The organism is Gramella sp. MAR_2010_147 (assembly GCF_900105135.1).
In the GTDB taxonomy this organism is placed as follows: domain Bacteria; phylum Bacteroidota; class Bacteroidia; order Flavobacteriales; family Flavobacteriaceae; genus Christiangramia.
In genome coordinates this window covers 1-17852 of sequence record NZ_LT629741.1, presented here as the reverse complement: position 1 = coordinate 17852, position 17852 = coordinate 1, and the positions used below count along the sequence as shown (strand labels likewise).

Sequence of the window (17852 nt, the reverse complement as noted above, 5' to 3'; positions counted from 1 at the left end):
GCCTGCTGCTACTGCAAGCTTTCAACTAAATCAAGCCTGCCCTGTAGGACCAAAATTAAGTGGTAAAGGCGCTTTATCATAATCCCTGATCTCGCCATGCGCCTGCTCAAATTTATTAATGTTATCTCCCAGAGCTTTCAAAAGCCGTTTGGCATGTTGCGGTGTTAAGATAATCCTGGATTTAACTTTACTTTTAGGCCTTCCCGGCATGATATTTACAAAATCTACCACAAATTCTGAAACAGAATGATTGATAATAGCCAGATTGGAATAAGTTCCTTCAGCCACCGCTTCATCCAGTTCTATATTAATCTTTCCTTTCTGGTTTTTATTTTTTTTCTCTTCGTCCATGATTTAAATTTTAATCAATTTAATATATAATTTATTAGCACTTATTTATTCAGCTTATAATATACAAAGTCTGAAACTATTGGATCTATTCCCTGTTTTCTAAATTCAGTTGCTATCTGTCCCCGGTGATAGGTAGAATGATTTATAATATGAAATATAATATCGCGAACAGAATTTTGATAGCTTTCTCCTTTTGTATTTTTATAAGGCACCACCCTGTCCAGATCTTCATTTTCGAGAATTGCCAATGTTTTCTCGAAATTTTGGTTTTCTACAGACTCTAAATTTTCAACCTGAAGGTTTCCCCAAACTTCCACTTTATCTTCTTTTCCAGTTAATCTATAGTTCCAGATCTTCTGAGCATTCAGTGTATGGGACAAGAGTGACATTGCCCTCTCCGGAATCATAAACTCCAGATCACCATCATTAAATTTTTTAATAATCTCCAGGTTGTAATAATGTGAATATTCCAGTAATTCCTTAAAGTAGTTCTTCATACCTCAAATATCGTTATAAATAAAAAAAGGCCCCGCTTGAGCAGGGCCTTTTCACTAATTATTATCAGGATTTAGTTATAATTAACTTCCTGTTTCTTCTCAAGCATCTGGTCAAATTCTTCTTTAGAACCAACAATAATGCTATCGTACTTTCTCATACCTGTACCTGCAGGAATTCTGTGTCCTACAATTACATTTTCTTTCAGTCCTTCAAGAGAATCAATTTTACCGCTTACTGCGGCCTCATTCAATACCTTGGTCGTTTCCTGGAAGGAAGCAGCCGAGATAAATGATTTGGTCTGAAGCGAAGCTCTGGTAATACCCTGAAGTACTGGATTAGCTGTTGCCGTGATCACGTCTCTAGCTGTTGCAAGATTCTTATCTTCTCTTCTAAGAATAGAGTTTTCATCTCTAAGATCTCTTGGAGTAATGATTTGTCCTGCTTTCAGTTTTTCAGAATCACCGGCATCTTCGATCACTTTCATTCCGAATAGCTTGTTGTTCTCTTCGATGAAATCATCTTTATGAACCAATTGATTTTCAAGGAAAATAGTATCTCCCGGATCAACGATTCTCACTTTACGCATCATCTGTCTCACAACAACTTCGAAGTGTTTATCGTTAATCTTCACACCCTGTAATCTATATACCTCCTGAACTTCGTTCACAAGATACTGTTGTACAGCGTTTGGTCCTTTGATATTCAAGATATCCTCAGGCGTGATAGAACCATCAGAAAGTGGCATTCCAGCTCTCACGTAGTCATTCTCCTGAACAAGGATCTGGTTAGAAAGTTTTACTAAATACTTCTTAACCTCTCCAAGCTTAGACTCCACGATGATCTCACGGTTACCTCTTTTAATTTTTCCGAAGGAAACAACACCATCAATTTCAGACACAACTGCCGGGTTAGATGGGTTACGTGCTTCAAAAAGCTCGGTTACCCGTGGAAGACCACCCGTAATATCTCCTGCTTTAGAAGATTTACGTGGAATCTTAACCAAAATCTTACCGACTCCAATTTTCTCAGCATTGTCTACCATAAGGTGAGCACCTACCGGAAGGTTATAAGAACGAATTACTTCGTCTTTTTTACCCAGAATATGTAGTGTTGGAATTAATTTCTTGTTACGAGATTCAGAAATTACTTTCTCCTGGAATCCTGTTTGCTCATCGATTTCAACCTGGTAAGTAACACCTTGTTCAACGTTTTCGTACTTGATCTTCCCGGCAAATTCAGAAATAATTACACCGTTATATGGATCCCATGTACAAATCACATCACCTTTCTTTACAGCTGCTCCATCATTAATATTGATTTGAGAACCGTAAGGGATGTTGTTATTACTTAATACAACTCCAGTTTTCTTATCTTTAATTTTAAGTTCAGCAGTACGAGAGATCACGATGTCTGCAGTTCCGCCACTTGGAGCTTCACCTTTAACCACCTTAAGATCTTCGATCTCAGCAATACCATCAAACTTAGCCTCTAATTTATTATCTTCAGAAATGTTACCAGCAATACCACCCACGTGGAACGTACGTAGTGTAAGCTGTGTACCAGGCTCACCAATAGACTGTGCAGCAACAACACCAACAGCTTCACCTGTTTGTACGATCTTGTTGGTTGCAAGGTTTCTACCGTAACACTTGATACAGATCCCTTTCTTCGCCTCACAGGTAAGTGGTGAACGTACTTCAACACCCTCAATTGGCGCAGCTTCGATCTTAGCTACAATTTCTTCAGTAATCTCTTCGTTCGTTCCAACTATAAGTTCTTCTGTAGATGGGTTTATCACATCATGCAGAGAAATACGTCCAAGGATTCTCTCTCCTAATGATTCTACAATTTCTTCGTTCTTCTTAAGTGGCTTAACTTCTACTCCTCTTAAAGTTCCACAGTCATCTTCATTAACAATCACATCCTGAGAAACATCTACCAGACGACGGGTTAAGTAACCAGCATCGGCAGTTTTAAGTGCGGTATCGGCAAGACCTTTACGAGCACCGTGAGTAGAAATAAAGTATTCAAGAATTGAAAGACCTTCCTTAAAGTTAGAAAGAATCGGGTTTTCAATAATTTCACCTCCACCAGAGTTAGATTTTTTAGGCTTGGCCATCAAACCACGCATACCAGTAAGCTGACGAATCTGCTCTTTCGAACCACGCGCACCAGAATCAAGCATCATATAAACCGAGTTGAATCCTTGCTTGTCTTCACGAATTCGCTTCATGGCTAAATCGGTAAGACCTGCGTTAGTTGAAGTCCAGATATCAATTACCTGGTTATAACGCTCGTTATTGGTAATAAGACCCATGTTATAGTTACCAATGATGCCTTCAACCTGCTCGTTAGCTTCATCGATCATAGATTGTTTCTCTTCAGGGATAATAATATCACCTAAACTGAAGGAAAGTCCACCACGGAAAGCGAATCCATATCCAAGACCTTTGATCTCATCAAGGAATTCAGAAGTTTCTGGTACACTGGTAATTTTAAGGATCTTACCAATGATTTCACGAAGTGATTTTTTAGTCAATACCTCATTGATATACCCAGCTTTTTCCGGTACAGCTTCATTAAATAAAACTCTACCTACCGTGGTATCCTTGATCATATAAACCAATTCACCTGCTTCGTTATAATCTTTTGTTCTAATCTTAATACCCGCATTAAGATCTACTCTCTTCTGGTTATAAGCTATTACAAGCTCTTCTGCAGAATAGAAAGTAAGCCCTTCTCCAACCACAGTTTCTTCAGCAGTAGATTTTTTATGCTTGGTCATATAATAAAGACCAAGAACCATATCCTGAGATGGTACAGTAATAGGAGATCCGTTTGCAGGATTCAATATGTTATGAGAAGCAAGCATTAATAACTGTGCCTCCAGTATAGCTTCTGGCCCAAGTGGTAAGTGAACTGCCATCTGGTCACCATCAAAATCGGCGTTGAATGCAGTACACGCAAGTGGGTGAAGTTGAATTGCCTTACCTTCAATAAGTTTAGGCTGGAATGCCTGGATACCCAGACGGTGAAGTGTAGGAGCACGGTTCAATAATACCGGGTGTCCTTTAAGCACATTCTCCAATATATCCCAAACTACAGGTTCTTTCTTATCGATAATCTTTTTAGCAGACTTCACAGTTTTTACAATACCTCTTTCAATCAGTTTTCTGATGATAAAAGGCTTATAAAGCTCTGCTGCCATATTCTTTGGAAGACCACATTCGAACATTTTCAATTCCGGTCCTACAACGATTACCGAACGTGCTGAATAATCCACACGTTTACCAAGCAGGTTCTGACGGAAACGCCCCTGCTTACCTTTCAATGAATCTGAAAGTGATTTAAGAGGACGGTTAGAATCAGTTTTTACTGCTGATGATTTTCTTGTATTATCGAATAATGAATCTACAGATTCCTGAAGCATACGTTTTTCGTTACGCAAGATCACTTCAGGAGCTTTGATCTCCATTAATCTTTTCAGACGGTTGTTACGAATAATTACACGACGGTAAAGATCGTTCAAATCTGAAGTCGCGAAACGCCCACCATCAAGAGGCACTAAAGGTCTAAGTTCCGGTGGAATAACCGGTACTACCTTCATGATCATCCATTCTGGATTGTTCTCACGATTTTTATTTGCATCACGAAGTGCTTCCACAACCTGAAGTCTCTTAAGAGCCTCCGTTTTACGTTGCTTTGAAGTTTCGTTATTAGCTTTGTGTCTTAATTCATAAGAAAGTTCATCAAGATCTATTCTCTTAAGAATTTCGATTAGACATTCAGCTCCCATTTTAGCGATAAACTTATTTGGGTCGCTATCGTCTAAATATTGATTTTCCTGAGGAAGTTCATCTAAAATATTCAGATATTCTTCTTCAGTTAAGAAATCCATTTTCTTTAATGGTTCTCCTTCTTCATTCTTCGCATTACCTGCCTGGATCACTACATATCTTTCGTAGTAAATGATCATGTCAAGTTTTTTAGACGGAAGACCTAGCAAATAACCAATTTTGTTAGGTAAAGAACGGAAATACCAGATATGAGCAACAGGTACTACAAGGTTGATGTGACCAACACGATCTCTACGCACCTTCTTCTCTGTAACTTCTACACCACAACGGTCACAAACGATTCCTTTATAACGGATTCTTTTATATTTTCCGCAGGCACATTCATAATCCTTAACAGGACCAAAAATACGCTCACAGAACAACCCGTCACGCTCTGGTTTGTGCGTACGGTAATTGATCGTTTCAGGCTTAAGAACTTCACCACGAGATTCCGCAAGGATGGACTCTGGAGAAGCTAAACCTATAGAGATCTGGTTGAACCTCTGTACTGTATTTTTATCATTATTTCTAGCCATAATACTTTTTATATAGTAATCAGTAGTAGTATCCAGTAAAATTTACTGAATACTACCAACTGGTGACTTTTTATTCTTCTAATTTAATATCCAATCCAAGACCTTTCAATTCGTGCATAAGTACGTTGAAAGATTCTGGCAATCCAGGTTCTGGCATTGGCTCACCCTTCACGATTGCCTCGTAAGTTTTAGCTCTACCTATCACATCATCAGATTTTACGGTCAAGATCTCACGCAGGGTTGCAGAAGCTCCATAAGCCTCTAGTGCCCAAACCTCCATCTCTCCAAAACGCTGACCACCAAATTGTGCCTTACCACCAAGCGGCTGCTGGGTAATAAGTGAGTATGGTCCAATAGATCTGGCGTGCATCTTATCGTCGATCATATGACCTAATTTCAGCATATAGATCACACCAACCGTTGCACGCTGGTCAAATCTCATTCCGGTTCCACCATCATACAGGTAAGTATGACCGTATCTTGGAATTCCTGCTTTATCTGTAAGATCATTGATCTCATCGATTGTGGCACCGTCAAAAATTGGGGTCGCATATTTCTTCCCGTTTTTCTGACCAGCCCATCCAAGAACTGTTTCGTAGATCTGTCCAATGTTCATACGCGATGGTACCCCAAGTGGGTTCAACACGATATCTACCGGAGTTCCGTCTTCAAGGAATGGCATATCTTCCTGACGAACAATTCTAGCAACAATACCTTTGTTACCGTGACGTCCTGCCATCTTATCCCCTACCTTCAGTTTACGTTTCTTAGCGATATAAACTTTAGCAAGTTTAAGAATTCCTGATGGAAGTTCATCTCCAACAGAAATGGTGAATTTCTCTCTTCTTAGGTTACCCTGAAGATCGTTTTCCTTGATTTTATAATTATGTAAAAGATCAGCTACAAGCTCATTAAGATGGTCATCTGTAGTCCATGTACCCGTAGTTAGGTGAGTATAATCATCTACAGCGTTTAACATCTTAAGCGTGTACTTCTTACCTTTTGGCATTACTTCTTCACCAAGATCATTCTGTACTCCCTGAGCAGTTTTACCACCTATAATGGCGAATAATTTCTCAACAAGTTCAGCTTTTAGATTAGCGAATTTAGCGTCGTACTTTTTCTCTAATGCTGCAACATCTTCTTTATCCTGAGCTCTCTTACGCTTGTCTTTGATTGCTCTCGCGAACAACTTCTTATTGATAACAACACCGCTTAATGATGGAGAAGCTTTTAAAGAAGCATCTTTTACATCACCGGCTTTATCACCAAAGATCGCGCGTAGAAGTTTTTCTTCCGGAGTTGGATCGCTTTCTCCCTTAGGAGTGATCTTACCAATAAGGATATCACCAGGTTTTACTTCAGCACCAACTCTAATCATTCCGTGCTCATCAAGGTCTTTCGTAGCCTCTTCTGAAACGTTTGGAATATCATTAGTCAGTTCCTCGTTACCAAGTTTAGTATCTCTAACTTCAAGAGAATATTCATCGATATGGATAGAGGTGAAAATATCATCTCTTACCACTTTTTCTGAAATCACGATCGCATCCTCAAAGTTGTAACCTTTCCACGGCATAAAGGCAACCTTCATGTTTCTACCTAAAGCAAGTTCACCCGCTTCAGTAGCATAACCCTGGCAAAGAACCTGTCCTTTAGTTACTCTGTCACCTACACTTACGATTGGTTTCAGGTTGATACAGGATCCCTGGTTAGTTTTACGGAATTTGATAAGGTTGTAAGATTTTGAATCATCATCAAAACTTACCATTCTCTCCTCATCGGTACGATCGTACTTAATTACGATCTTGTTTGCATCTACATATTCTACTTCTCCCTCTCCTTCAGCATTGATCAACACTCGGGAATCTGTAGCTACCTGTCTTTCAAGACCAGTTCCAACAATAGGAGAATCTGTTCTTAAAAGCGGTACTGCCTGACGCATCATGTTTGATCCCATCAGTGCACGGTTGGCATCATCATGTTCCAGGAATGGAATTAATGAAGCCGAAATAGATGAGATCTGGTTTGGTGCAACATCGGTATAATGAACCTCTTTAGGATCAACTACCGGGAAGTCACCTTCCATACGTGCAATTACACGATCTGTATCTATCGTTCCATCCTCTTTTAATGGGATGTTCGCCTGAGCGATCTTCTTACCTTCTTCCTCTTCTGCACTTAAATAAATAGGCTCTTCAGAAGAATTAATTCTACCGTCAGTAACACTTCTATAAGGAGTTTCAATGAATCCCATTCCGTTCACCTTTGCATAAACAGAAAGTGAAGAAATAAGACCAATGTTCGGACCTTCAGGAGTTTCAATCGGACAAAGTCTTCCGTAGTGAGTATAGTGAACATCACGTACCTCGAAACCAGCTCTTTCTCTTGACAGACCACCTGGTCCTAATGCCGAAAGTCTACGCTTATGCGTGATCTCTGCAAGAGGGTTAGTTTGGTCCATGAACTGAGATAACTGATTGGTACCAAAGAAAGAGTTAATCACAGAAGATAAGGTCTTCGCGTTGATCAAATCTATTGGCGTAAACACCTCGTTATCACGAACGTTCATTCTCTCACGAATGGTTCTTGCCATACGTGCAAGACCAACACCAAACTGCTGAGATAACTGCTCACCTACAGTTCTAACACGACGGTTAGATAAGTGATCAATATCATCAATCTCAGCTTTAGAGTTGATAAGTTCTATAAGATATTTTACAATGGTAATGATATCTACCTTGGTAAGCACCTGCTTATCCATCTCAACATCAAGACCAAGTTTTTTATTCATTCTATATCTACCAACTTCTCCAAGGCTGTAACGTTGATCTGAGAAGAAAAGCTTGTCTATAATTCCACGAGCAGTTTCCTCATCTGGCGGTTCAGCATTACGAAGCTGACGGTAAATATGTTCTACCGCTTCTTTTTCAGAGTTGGTAGGATCCTTTTGTAATGTATTATGAATGATCGCATAATCGCCGGTCTGGTTATCTTCTTTATGAAGAAGGATAGTTTTAGATCCGGTTTCAAGAATTTCTTCTATGTGATCTTTTTCAAGTTCTGTATCACGGTCAAGAACGATCTCGTTACGTTCGATAGAAACAACTTCTCCAGTATCTTCATCTACGAAATCTTCATACCATGTATTCAATACTCTCGCCGCAAGTTTACGACCAAGATATTTTTTAAGTCCTGTTTTAGACACCTTCACTTCTTCCGCAAGGTCAAAGATCTCCAGGATATCCTTATCACGCTCAAATCCGATAGCACGGAAAAGGGTGGTCACAGGTAATTTTTTCTTACGATCGATATACGCATACATTACGCTGTTAATATCGGTCGCAAATTCAATCCATGATCCTTTGAAAGGAATTACACGGGCTGAATAAAGTTTAGTTCCATTAGCATGGAAAGACTGTCCAAAGAAAACCCCAGGAGAACGGTGTAGCTGAGATACTACTACTCGCTCGGCACCGTTGATGCAGAAAGTTCCGCTAGGTGTCATATAAGGGATAGTTCCCAAATAAACGTCCTGTACGATGGTTTCAAAATCTTCGTGTTCAGGGTCGGTACAGTATAACTTAAGTCTCGCCTTAAGCGGTACACTGTAGGTCAATCCGCGTTCTATACATTCCTGAATGGAATATCTCGGCGGGTCCACAAAATAATCTAAGAATTCTAGTACAAATTGATTACGGGTGTCCGTAATGGGGAAGTTTTCTAGGAAGGTGTTGTAAAGACCTTCATTTCCCCGTTCTTCTGATTTTGTCTCTAATTGAAAGAAGTCCTGAAAAGACTTAATCTGCAGATCCAGAAAGTCCGGATAAGCAGGCTTGTTCTTAACAGAAGAGAAACTCAATCTTTCAGTTTGCTTTGCTAACATCAATGGACGGGATTATAATTTATATAAAAAATGCTGCGCTTTTAAACCATTAAGTTTTATATACGCAAAATGGTTTAGACCTCCAGGAGTATATCCTGAGGTCTAAACCTAAATAATATTGCTTGTGTTAAGCTTATTTAAGCTCAACCTCAGCTCCTGCTTCTTCTAATTGTGCTTTAAGAGCTTCTGCTTCGTCTTTAGCAACTCCTTCTTTAACTGCTTTAGGAGCACCGTCTACTAATTCTTTAGCATCCTTAAGACCTAGTCCTGTAAGTTCTTTTACAAGTTTAACTACAGCTAACTTAGATCCACCTGGAGCAGTAAGAATTACGTCGAATTCAGTTTGCTCTTCAGCTTCTTCACCACCACCAGCAGCACCGCCAGCAACAGCTACTGCAGCAGCAGCAGGCTCTATACCATATTCTTCTTTTAAAATATCAGCTAATTCGTTTACTTCTTTTACAGTAAGATTAACTAATTGTTCTGCGAAATCTTTTAAATCTGCCATTTTCTATCGTTTTTAAAAAGTTCTTTAATTTATAATTGTTAAAAAGTGCGTACTATTTTATCCCTCTTTTTCTGAAAGGGTTTTAAGGATTCCTGCGATCTTTCCACCACCTGATTTAAGTGCAGAAACAACATTTTTAGCAGGAGATTGAAGTAATCCAACGATATCCCCGATAACTTCTTCTTTAGACTTGATATTAACAAGTGTGTCAAGATAGTCATCACCTACATAAATAGCTTCTTCAACAAAAGCTCCTTTAAGTAGAGGTTTCTCAGATTTCTTTCTAAATTCCTTAATAACTTTCGCAGGAGCATTTCCTGTTTCAGAAAGCATTATTGAGGTATTGCCTTTTAAAACTGTTGGAAGGTCACCGAAATCTTTTTCAGCTGCCTCCATAGCCTTAGCAAGCAATGTATTTTTAACTACCGCCAATTTTACGTCTGCTTTAAAACAAGCTCTACGTAAGTTAGAAGTACTTCCAGCATCAAGGCCAGAAATGTCAGCCAAATAGATTGTTGGATTTTCGGCTAACTGGGCAGTTAAAGCTTCTATAACTTGTGCTTTTTCTTCTCTTGTCATAATCTTAAATTATTGCTCAGTAAACCTTTTAGTATCTATTGCTACACTCGGGCTCATGGTACTTGACATATAAATACTCTTTATATATACACCTTTTGCTGCCTGAGGTTTCAATTTTACCAGCGTAGTTAATAATTCCTTTGCGTTACCTGCAATTTTCTCAGCATCAAAAGATGCTTTTCCAACTCCAGCGTGCACAATTCCGTGCTTATCTACCTTAAAGTCAATCTTACCAGCCTTCACATCAGAAACCGCTTTAGCGATATCCATAGTTACTGTACCGGTCTTTGGGTTAGGCATTAAACCTCTTGGTCCAAGAACACGTCCCAAAGGTCCAAGTTTACCCATAACGCTTGGCATAGTGATGATCACATCAACATCTGTCCAACCGCCTTTGATCTTATCAAGATACTCATCTAATCCAACGTAATCGGCACCAGCTTCTTTAGCTTCTTCTTCCTTATCTGGAGTAACAAGAGCCAAAACTTTAACGTCTTTACCAGTACCATGCGGAAGTGTTACCACTCCTCTTACCATTTGATTTGCTTTTCTAGGATCTACGTTCAAACGAACCGCTAAATCTACAGAAGGATCAAAATTTGCGTTGGTAACTTCTTTTATCAAAGCTGAAGCTTCGGCAACTGTATAAGTTTTGCCGTTCTCAATCTTAGACTGAGCTTCTTTTTGCTTTTTAGTTAATTTTGCCATTTCTTAATTTCTTTTAGGATTAAAACGGTGCATCACCTTTTACAGTTATTCCCATCGAACGAGCTGTTCCGGCAACCATTTTCATTGCAGATTCTACAGTAAATGCATTAAGATCCTGCATCTTGTCTTCTGCAATCGCTTTAACCTGATCCCAAGAAACACTAGCTACTTTTTTTCTGTTCGGCTCACCAGAACCTTTTTTAGTCTTAGCCGCTTCCATCAATTGTACTGCTGCAGGAGGAGTTTTGATCACAAAATCAAAAGACTTATCCTTATAAACAGTAATTGCAACTGGAAGTACCTTTCCTTGCTTATCCTGAGTTCTACCATTGAATTGCTTACAGAATTCCATGATGTTTACTCCGGCAGCACCTAAAGCAGGTCCAACTGGTGGTGATGGGTTAGCAGCACCTCCGCGAACTTGTAGTTTTACAACTTTACTTACTTCTTTTGCCATTTTTCAAATTTTTAAATGATCGTTTATTGAGTGGAAGCTTAAAAAACAATCAAAAAATATGTAACAGTTATTATTATACTTTTTCTACTTGCATATAGCTTAATTCTAATGGTGTTTTTCTTCCGAAAATCTTCACCATTACTTCAAGCTTACGCTTTTCTTCATTAATCTTCTCTACTGTACCATTAAATCCATTGAACGGTCCGTCAATAACTTTAATAGTCTCACCAATTGTAAACGGAATTGCAACATTATCAGCTTTCACAGAAAGCTCATCTACTTTCCCTAACATTCTATTCACTTCAGACTTTCTAAGTGGCACAGGATCCCCTCCTTTGGTTTCACCTAAAAATCCAATAACTCCATTTATCCCCTTAATAATATGAGGAATTTCCCCTCCAATATTTGCCTGAATCATTACATAACCCGGAAAATAAACACGTTCTTTATTTACTTTCTTTCCATTACGTATCTGAATTACTTTTTCAGTAGGAACAAGAACCTGATCTATCGCATCCTGAAGACCTAAGTATTCGATCTCTTTCTCGATATAATCTTTTACTTTATTCTCCTGTCCGCTAACGGCACGAACCACATACCACTTTTTATCCTTTGCTTCTGCCATAGCTATCTAAATTATGATTTAACCCATTCAAAGTATTGCTCAATCGCTCCACTAAAAAGCGTATCAACACCCCAAATAGCTAATGAAAAAATAATCGAGAAAACTGCAACAATCACTGTAAGCCTTTGAGCTTCAGACCAGCTTGTCCAGGTAACGTGGTTTCTTAACTCGTTATATGATTCTGATATGTAATTAACAATTCCTGCCATTTTATAAAAAGATATTTGCACGGGTTGAGAGGCTCGAACTCCCGACACCTGGTTTTGGAGACCAGTGCTCTACCAACTGAGCTAAACCCGTAAATATAAGTGAAGGTATCCCGCTCTTCACGGGATACCTTTTTATATTAAGATAATTCTTAGTCTAGAATTTCAGTTACCTGACCAGCACCTACAGTTCTACCACCTTCACGGATAGCGAAACGAAGTCCCTGGTTCATTGCGATAGGCTGAATAAGCTCAACTGTAATTGTAAGGTTATCACCTGGCATTACCATTTCTACACCATCAGGAAGATTAATTGTTCCTGTAACATCAGTTGTACGTACGTAGAACTGAGGACGGTAGTTATTATGGAATGGAGTGTGACGTCCACCTTCTTCTTTCTTAAGGATATAAACCTCTGCTTTGAATTTAGCGTGAGGAGTTACAGATCCAGGCTTAGTGATTACCATACCTCTAGAAATCTGAGTCTTTTCAATACCTCTTAGAAGGATACCAACGTTATCTCCAGCTTCACCTCTATCAAGAATCTTACGGAACATCTCAACTCCAGTAATAGTAGAAGTAAGTTTTCCAGCTCCCATACCAATGATCTCTACAGGATCTCCAGTGTTAGCTACACCAGTCTCAATACGACCAGTTGCAACAGTACCACGACCTGTAATAGAGAATACATCTTCGATAGGCATTAAGAATGCTTTATCAACATCACGCTGAGGAAGTTCAATCCAAGTATCTACAGCTTCCATAAGATCAAGAACAGTCTTAGACCATTTCTCATCACCTTCTAAAGCTCCAAGTGCAGAACCTGAAATTACAGGACCATTATCACCATCATACTCGTAGAAAGAAAGAAGATCTCTTACTTCCATCTCAACAAGCTCTAAAAGCTCCTCATCATCAACAAGGTCAACTTTATTCAAGAATACAACAATTCTTGGGATACCAACCTGGCGTCCAAGAAGGATGTGCTCACGAGTTTGTGGCATAGGACCATCAGTCGCAGCAACAACAAGAATAGCACCGTCCATCTGAGCAGCACCAGTTACCATGTTCTTTACGTAATCGGCGTGACCTGGACAGTCAACGTGCGCATAGTGACGCTTCTCAGTTGAGTACTCAACGTGAGAAGAGTTAATAGTAATACCTCTTTCCTTCTCTTCTGGAGCGTTATCAATTTGATCAAACGCACTAGCTTCTGAATATCCAGCATCAGCCATCACTTTAGTAATCGCTGCAGTTAAAGTAGTTTTTCCGTGATCTACGTGTCCAATTGTACCAATATTTAGGTGCGGTTTGGAACGATCGTAAGTTTCCTTTGCCATAATTAATACTTATTTAATCTTAGTTATATATTAGTGTTCAATTTTATACAAAACTAGAGCCAACGATGGGAATTGAACCCATGACCTCTTCCTTACCAAGGAAACGCTCTACCCCTGAGCTACGTCGGCCAGACAATTGACTGTTTCAAACAGCAATAACCATAAACCTACTAGGGCTTATGGACACGATCAAGACTGAGGTAACATTGCCGACACAACCCATAATTTGGTTTTAAAAGAATAGATTCAAAATTAAAGGCTACAAAACCTGAATTTCAAACTACCCTGTACCGGGGGACATCTTGATTCAATTTAATTTAGAGCGGGAGACCGGGTTCGAACCGGCGACATTCAGCTTGGAAGGCTGACGCTCTACCAACTGAGCTACTCCCGCATTACATATATTTAAGGATTATCAAATAAATTTGATGATCCGTAAGGGTGACCCCTTACTAAGCTTTTTATTCAATCGCTTTAGAAAATGAGTTTTCTTCGCAATTTTCATAAAATCTTTGTGGGGAGAGCAGGATTCGAACCTGCGAAGACGTAGTCAGCAGATTTACAGTCTGCCCTCGTTGGCCGCTTGAGTATCTCCCCAATTTTACCACTATTTCATAGAACCGTAGCTGAAACAGCTAAGCTTCTGATGGTTTTAAAACGGCTGCAAATTAAAGTAAATTTGAAGCACCATCCAAAGCATTTTTTAAAATTTCAGAAGATTTTTTTCAATTTATTAATCCTTAAGGACTTAAATTTCAAATTATCTCTGAAACTTCGGTGATTTCAGTATTTCAAGAGCCGATGGAGGGACTCGAACCCACGACCTGCTGATTACAAATCAGCTGCTCTAGCCAGCTGAGCTACATCGGCCTTTTATGCTACTTTTTCAGCATAAAAAAGTCCGCTATTTCTAACGGACTGCAAATGTATATAAATTATTCCTTTATCAAAAAATAATTTTAAAAAAAATTAGCTAAACATGTGAGCTCATTTTTTCCTTTTTCTTAATTAACTGTCTTTGAAGCGAACTAACACATTCATCTACACAAGCTTCAAATTTATTACAGGTCTTTTTAACCATAATATCTCCACCAGGAACACTTAGCAAAATTTCGGTAATCTTATTATCTTTCCCACTAGTATTTTGAACTTTAAAATAAACATCGGCATGAATAATCTTGTCAAAGTAAGTATCCAGTTTATCAAGTTTCTTTTGAGTGAAGTCAATTAGCTTTTGGTCGGCATTGAAGTTCACAGACTGCAAATTCATTTTCATATCCAATAGAATTTAATTAAACAAAAGGTTAAGTTAATTCTTATTGTTCCGGGGATGAGCGTTTTGGTGAATTTTACTCAATTCGGCAATGCTGTTATGGGTGTAGACCTGAGTCGCTGCTAAACTGGAGTGACCCAATAATTCTTTTACCGCATTTAAATTCGCGCCCTGGTTCAATAAATGAGTGGCAAAAGAATGTCGCAAAATATGCGGACTTCTTTTCAATTTGCCAGACACTTTACTAAAATAATTATTTATAATTCTATAAACAAAACTTTCATAGATTTTATCTCCTTTGGAAGTTAGAAAAAGATAGTCTGATCCTGATATATTCTCCGTATGCCTTCTGCCTTCAAGATATTTGGAAGCGGTATCTTTTACGGAAGCAATCAGGGGAATATATCTCTCCTTATTTCTTTTCCCCAAAACTTTTAGTACTCCCCCATCGAGATCCAAATCTGAAATTTTAATATTGATCAGTTCTGCCCTTCTAATCCCTGTTGAATAAAATAGCTCAACGATCAATCTATCCCTGATACCTTCTAACGTAGAATCATCTATCGTTTCCAGTACCCGCACAATCTCATCTTCTGAAAAAGGAATCTGAATCTTTTTTGGTGTTTTTAAAGCTTTATGTTTTGTAAGTGGAGAAGACTCTATTTGTTCGGTTTTTAAAAGAAACCGATAATAAGCCTTTAGAGAGGAAATTTTTCTATTGATCGTTCGGTTAGAAATATTTGATTCAGAAAGCTCAACGATCCAACTTCGAATCTGAGCATAATTTACATCATCAAGTGTTTTCTGCTCAAAAGCGGTTTCTATATAAAGCTGAAAATCACTAAGATCTGCTTTATAAGCCGTAATGGTATGTACGGAGTATTTTTTCTCAAGCTGAAGATAATCCAGGAAAGCAGAAAACGGCATAAAAAAAACTGTTGATAAACAAAGTTACTAAACTTTAGCCTATCAACAGTTTTTAAAGTTTTAATCAATACTTACAAAGTGGACCATATAGAATAAGAGTTCGCGGGAACTTCTATTTTAACCCAACCATCTCCCTGTGTCGTTGGCTGCCAATTAGAATTACCTGTGTATTCTTTTATGGTTTGGTTATACCAATTTGTTGGCACCCATCTTTCTAATCTACTATTACTATCGTTTAAATAAACTATCAAACCGGGAGCTCCATTTCTACGGGCTACATACTCGTCCTGATCTGCATGCAAAATATCTGTAGATCCACCGGCCTTATTATTGTGAATCCAAATAAGATTATTCAATTTATCCTTATCCAGCCATTCTTCGTAATCCTGGTAAAAAACAGTAGGATAACCTTCATGTGTCATAATATAAGCGTAGGCCAGCATTTTCCCGGTATAGATTTCATCTGTATCATGGTTTGTTACAAAAGTAACGGCCTTCATAGGTTTTCTCTTCCAGAGCATATCATCCTGTAATCTGGAAAGATCATTCCTTCAAAGGCATCCTTCATTCTATAATAACAAGCAAAATCGAATGCAGAGGCTCCAGATTGGTTTACCCAGGCTTCCAGAGTAGCGGCATTTCCATCCCAATACTCTCCAACGGCAAAACCTCCTACTTCATCAGTCCAGCTGTTCACCACCCATGGTGCAAAACCTTTTACATAATCAAATCTCCAACCATCAAATCCCATGGTATTCTTGTAGTACTTCGCAACCGAATTCGGTTTATTCCAAAGCCAATCCTGCACATAGGTTTTATCGTGACATAGATCTGCAAAGCCGCCAAATACTCCAGAATCATTGCTATGGTATCATTAGGATGAAAATCTGCAGCAGACCTGTAAAATAAACCTGAAGCAGGATCATAATCGGTATAAGTAGATGTACCGGTGTACGATTATTTTCAGAAGCACCGCCACTATTATGATTTAGCACGATATCTGCTATTACACTAATATTATTGGAATGTGCAGTTGAGATCATTGATTGAAGCTCTGTTCTGGAACCAAACCTGGTCTCGGTAGATCCCATTGATTAAAATCACCAAATCATAATAATCAAAAGGATCGTACCCATAGAAAAGGTCCGTTTTGTGCTTTAGAAGCCGGAGGAACCCAAATAGCATCTTATACCGGCATTACTCCAGGCCGGATCTTATTTTCAATAGTTTCCCACCAGGTACCACCAGCAGGAACATCCCAGTAGAAAGCCTGCATCATTACTTTACCACCCACCTGGGCTTTGGTAGTATTGGAGTTTTTAGTTTGGGATCTTAAAGTGTTCTGATTCTGGATCTCTTCTGAAGCAATTTTTCTCCTGCTCACACGAGCTGAAGAATAAGATTGAAGAAGCCAAACAGCGTAAAGGTTAAGTTTTTTCATAATAAATTATTTAGGGTTATCCTCAAATTATGAAAAACCGAAGTTTTTAACGATCTAAAAAAGAGAATCACATAAACGAAAACGTTTTCGTGTTGACAAGTTTTTAAATAAGAGCACATTAAATAAAAAAACCACCGAAATAATCGGTGGTTCTTCTTAAATGATATTAGCTTTTTACTAGATATCTTCTGCGTCTCTCAGATGCTGAATGTATTCAGCTTTCTGAACCTGAGCTCTACGCTCTACAGAAGGTTTCGTAAAATGCTGACGATCTCTTAGCTGACGCATAGTTCCTGTTTTGTCGAACTTACGCTTAAAACGCTTAAGAGCTCTATCTATATTTTCTCCGTCTTTAACTGTATAATTAACATAGTGTCATCACCTCCCTTCTTTTGGAATCGGCTGCAAAGATAATGCATTTATACAAAACACCCAATATTTTTATTATTTTATTTCAATTTATAAAGCATACATTTAAATACTAAGTTCCAGTTTTTCTGTAAATTAGAAATCTATAAACTAGCCATCATGAAATACTCTTTTAAAATTCTGTTTTCAATACTTTTTAATAAACTCTTCTCTGTTTGCCTTTCAGGATATGAAAGATGTAGAGATCAGGATCATTCCTGTAAATGAGAATGTATATATGTTACAGGGCGCTGGAGGAAATATTGGAATTCTAAC

General features: G+C 38.5%; 18 protein-coding genes and 5 tRNA genes. All 23 read right to left on the bottom strand.

Going from position 1 to position 17852, the window contains the following annotated elements; translation table 11 throughout:
- Positions 1-30 precede the first annotated feature (30 nt).
- The 23 genes from BLT95_RS00105 to rpsU all read right to left on the bottom strand — a co-directional run bounded on the left by BLT95_RS00105 (position 31) and on the right by rpsU (position 17507).
- Positions 31-351 (bottom strand): DUF3467 domain-containing protein, encoded by a 321-nt coding sequence (locus tag BLT95_RS00105; RefSeq protein ID WP_026933832.1) that lies wholly within the window; start codon positions 349-351, stop codon positions 31-33.
- A 41-nt stretch (positions 352-392) separates the two neighbouring features.
- Entirely contained in the window at positions 393-848 is a 456-nt protein-coding gene (locus BLT95_RS00100; protein ID WP_089664055.1) for a DinB family protein, read from the bottom strand.
- A 71-nt stretch (positions 849-919) separates the two neighbouring features.
- Complete coding sequence (gene rpoC / locus BLT95_RS00095; protein ID WP_089664054.1) at positions 920-5221, bottom strand: DNA-directed RNA polymerase subunit beta'; 4302 nt, start codon at positions 5219-5221, stop codon at positions 920-922.
- Positions 5222-5291: 70 nt separating this feature from the next.
- Positions 5292-9104 (bottom strand): DNA-directed RNA polymerase subunit beta, encoded by a 3813-nt coding sequence (rpoB, locus tag BLT95_RS00090; protein ID WP_089664053.1) that lies wholly within the window; start codon positions 9102-9104, stop codon positions 5292-5294.
- 133 nt (positions 9105-9237) lie between these two features.
- Positions 9238-9612, bottom strand: a complete 375-nt coding sequence (gene rplL / locus BLT95_RS00085) for a 50S ribosomal protein L7/L12 (protein WP_089664052.1) — start codon at positions 9610-9612, stop codon at positions 9238-9240.
- A gap of 57 nt (positions 9613-9669) precedes the next feature.
- Positions 9670-10191 carry a 50S ribosomal protein L10 gene (gene rplJ / locus BLT95_RS00080; protein WP_089664051.1) on the bottom strand — a complete coding sequence of 174 codons (522 nt, stop codon included), beginning with the start codon at positions 10189-10191 and terminating at the stop codon, positions 9670-9672.
- Between the two features lie 9 nt (positions 10192-10200).
- Positions 10201-10899 carry a 50S ribosomal protein L1 gene (rplA, locus tag BLT95_RS00075; RefSeq protein WP_089664050.1) on the bottom strand — a complete coding sequence of 233 codons (699 nt, stop codon included), beginning with the start codon at positions 10897-10899 and terminating at the stop codon, positions 10201-10203.
- Positions 10900-10918: 19 nt separating this feature from the next.
- On the bottom strand, positions 10919-11356 hold the full coding sequence (gene rplK, locus BLT95_RS00070) for a 50S ribosomal protein L11 (protein WP_011710241.1): 438 nt from the start codon (positions 11354-11356) through the stop codon (positions 10919-10921).
- A gap of 73 nt (positions 11357-11429) precedes the next feature.
- Positions 11430-11981, bottom strand: coding sequence for a transcription termination/antitermination protein NusG (gene nusG, locus BLT95_RS00065; protein WP_089664049.1), 552 nt, complete (start codon positions 11979-11981; stop codon positions 11430-11432).
- Between the two features lie 11 nt (positions 11982-11992).
- Entirely contained in the window at positions 11993-12190 is a 198-nt protein-coding gene (gene secE / locus BLT95_RS00060) for a preprotein translocase subunit SecE (RefSeq protein WP_011710243.1), read from the bottom strand.
- Between the two features lie 18 nt (positions 12191-12208).
- A tRNA-Trp gene (locus tag BLT95_RS00055) sits at positions 12209-12281 on the bottom strand.
- A 58-nt stretch (positions 12282-12339) separates the two neighbouring features.
- A complete protein-coding gene (gene tuf, locus BLT95_RS00050) occupies positions 12340-13527 on the bottom strand; it encodes an elongation factor Tu (RefSeq protein ID WP_089664048.1) in 1188 nt (395 codons plus the stop codon).
- 57 nt (positions 13528-13584) lie between these two features.
- Positions 13585-13656, bottom strand: a tRNA-Thr gene (locus BLT95_RS00045).
- A 192-nt stretch (positions 13657-13848) separates the two neighbouring features.
- Positions 13849-13921, bottom strand: a tRNA-Gly gene (locus BLT95_RS00040).
- Between the two features lie 121 nt (positions 13922-14042).
- A tRNA-Tyr gene (locus tag BLT95_RS00035) sits at positions 14043-14124 on the bottom strand.
- A 199-nt stretch (positions 14125-14323) separates the two neighbouring features.
- Positions 14324-14397 (bottom strand) — tRNA-Thr (locus BLT95_RS00025).
- A 103-nt stretch (positions 14398-14500) separates the two neighbouring features.
- Positions 14501-14803 (bottom strand): ribosome-associated translation inhibitor RaiA, encoded by a 303-nt coding sequence (gene raiA / locus BLT95_RS00020; protein WP_089664046.1) that lies wholly within the window; start codon positions 14801-14803, stop codon positions 14501-14503.
- Between the two features lie 33 nt (positions 14804-14836).
- The gene (locus BLT95_RS00015; RefSeq protein WP_089664045.1) at positions 14837-15727 is read right to left on the bottom strand and encodes a tyrosine-type recombinase/integrase; all 891 of its coding nucleotides are present in this window, start codon (positions 15725-15727) and stop codon (positions 14837-14839) included.
- Positions 15728-15798: 71 nt separating this feature from the next.
- On the bottom strand, positions 15799-16248 hold the full coding sequence (locus BLT95_RS14450) for an alpha-amylase domain-containing protein (protein WP_231896380.1): 450 nt from the start codon (positions 16246-16248) through the stop codon (positions 15799-15801).
- Positions 16224-16535 (bottom strand): hypothetical protein, encoded by a 312-nt coding sequence (locus BLT95_RS14445; RefSeq protein WP_231896379.1) that lies wholly within the window; start codon positions 16533-16535, stop codon positions 16224-16226. Before BLT95_RS14445 ends, BLT95_RS14450 begins: the two co-directional genes overlap by 25 nt.
- A gap of 55 nt (positions 16536-16590) precedes the next feature.
- A complete protein-coding gene (locus BLT95_RS14440) occupies positions 16591-16818 on the bottom strand; it encodes an alpha-amylase family glycosyl hydrolase (protein ID WP_231896378.1) in 228 nt (75 codons plus the stop codon).
- Positions 16819-16913: 95 nt separating this feature from the next.
- Positions 16914-17168, bottom strand: a complete 255-nt coding sequence (locus BLT95_RS14435; RefSeq protein WP_231896377.1) for a hypothetical protein — start codon at positions 17166-17168, stop codon at positions 16914-16916.
- A 177-nt stretch (positions 17169-17345) separates the two neighbouring features.
- Positions 17346-17507, bottom strand: coding sequence for a 30S ribosomal protein S21 (gene rpsU, locus BLT95_RS00005; protein WP_089664044.1), 162 nt, complete (start codon positions 17505-17507; stop codon positions 17346-17348).
- Positions 17508-17852 lie beyond the last annotated feature (345 nt).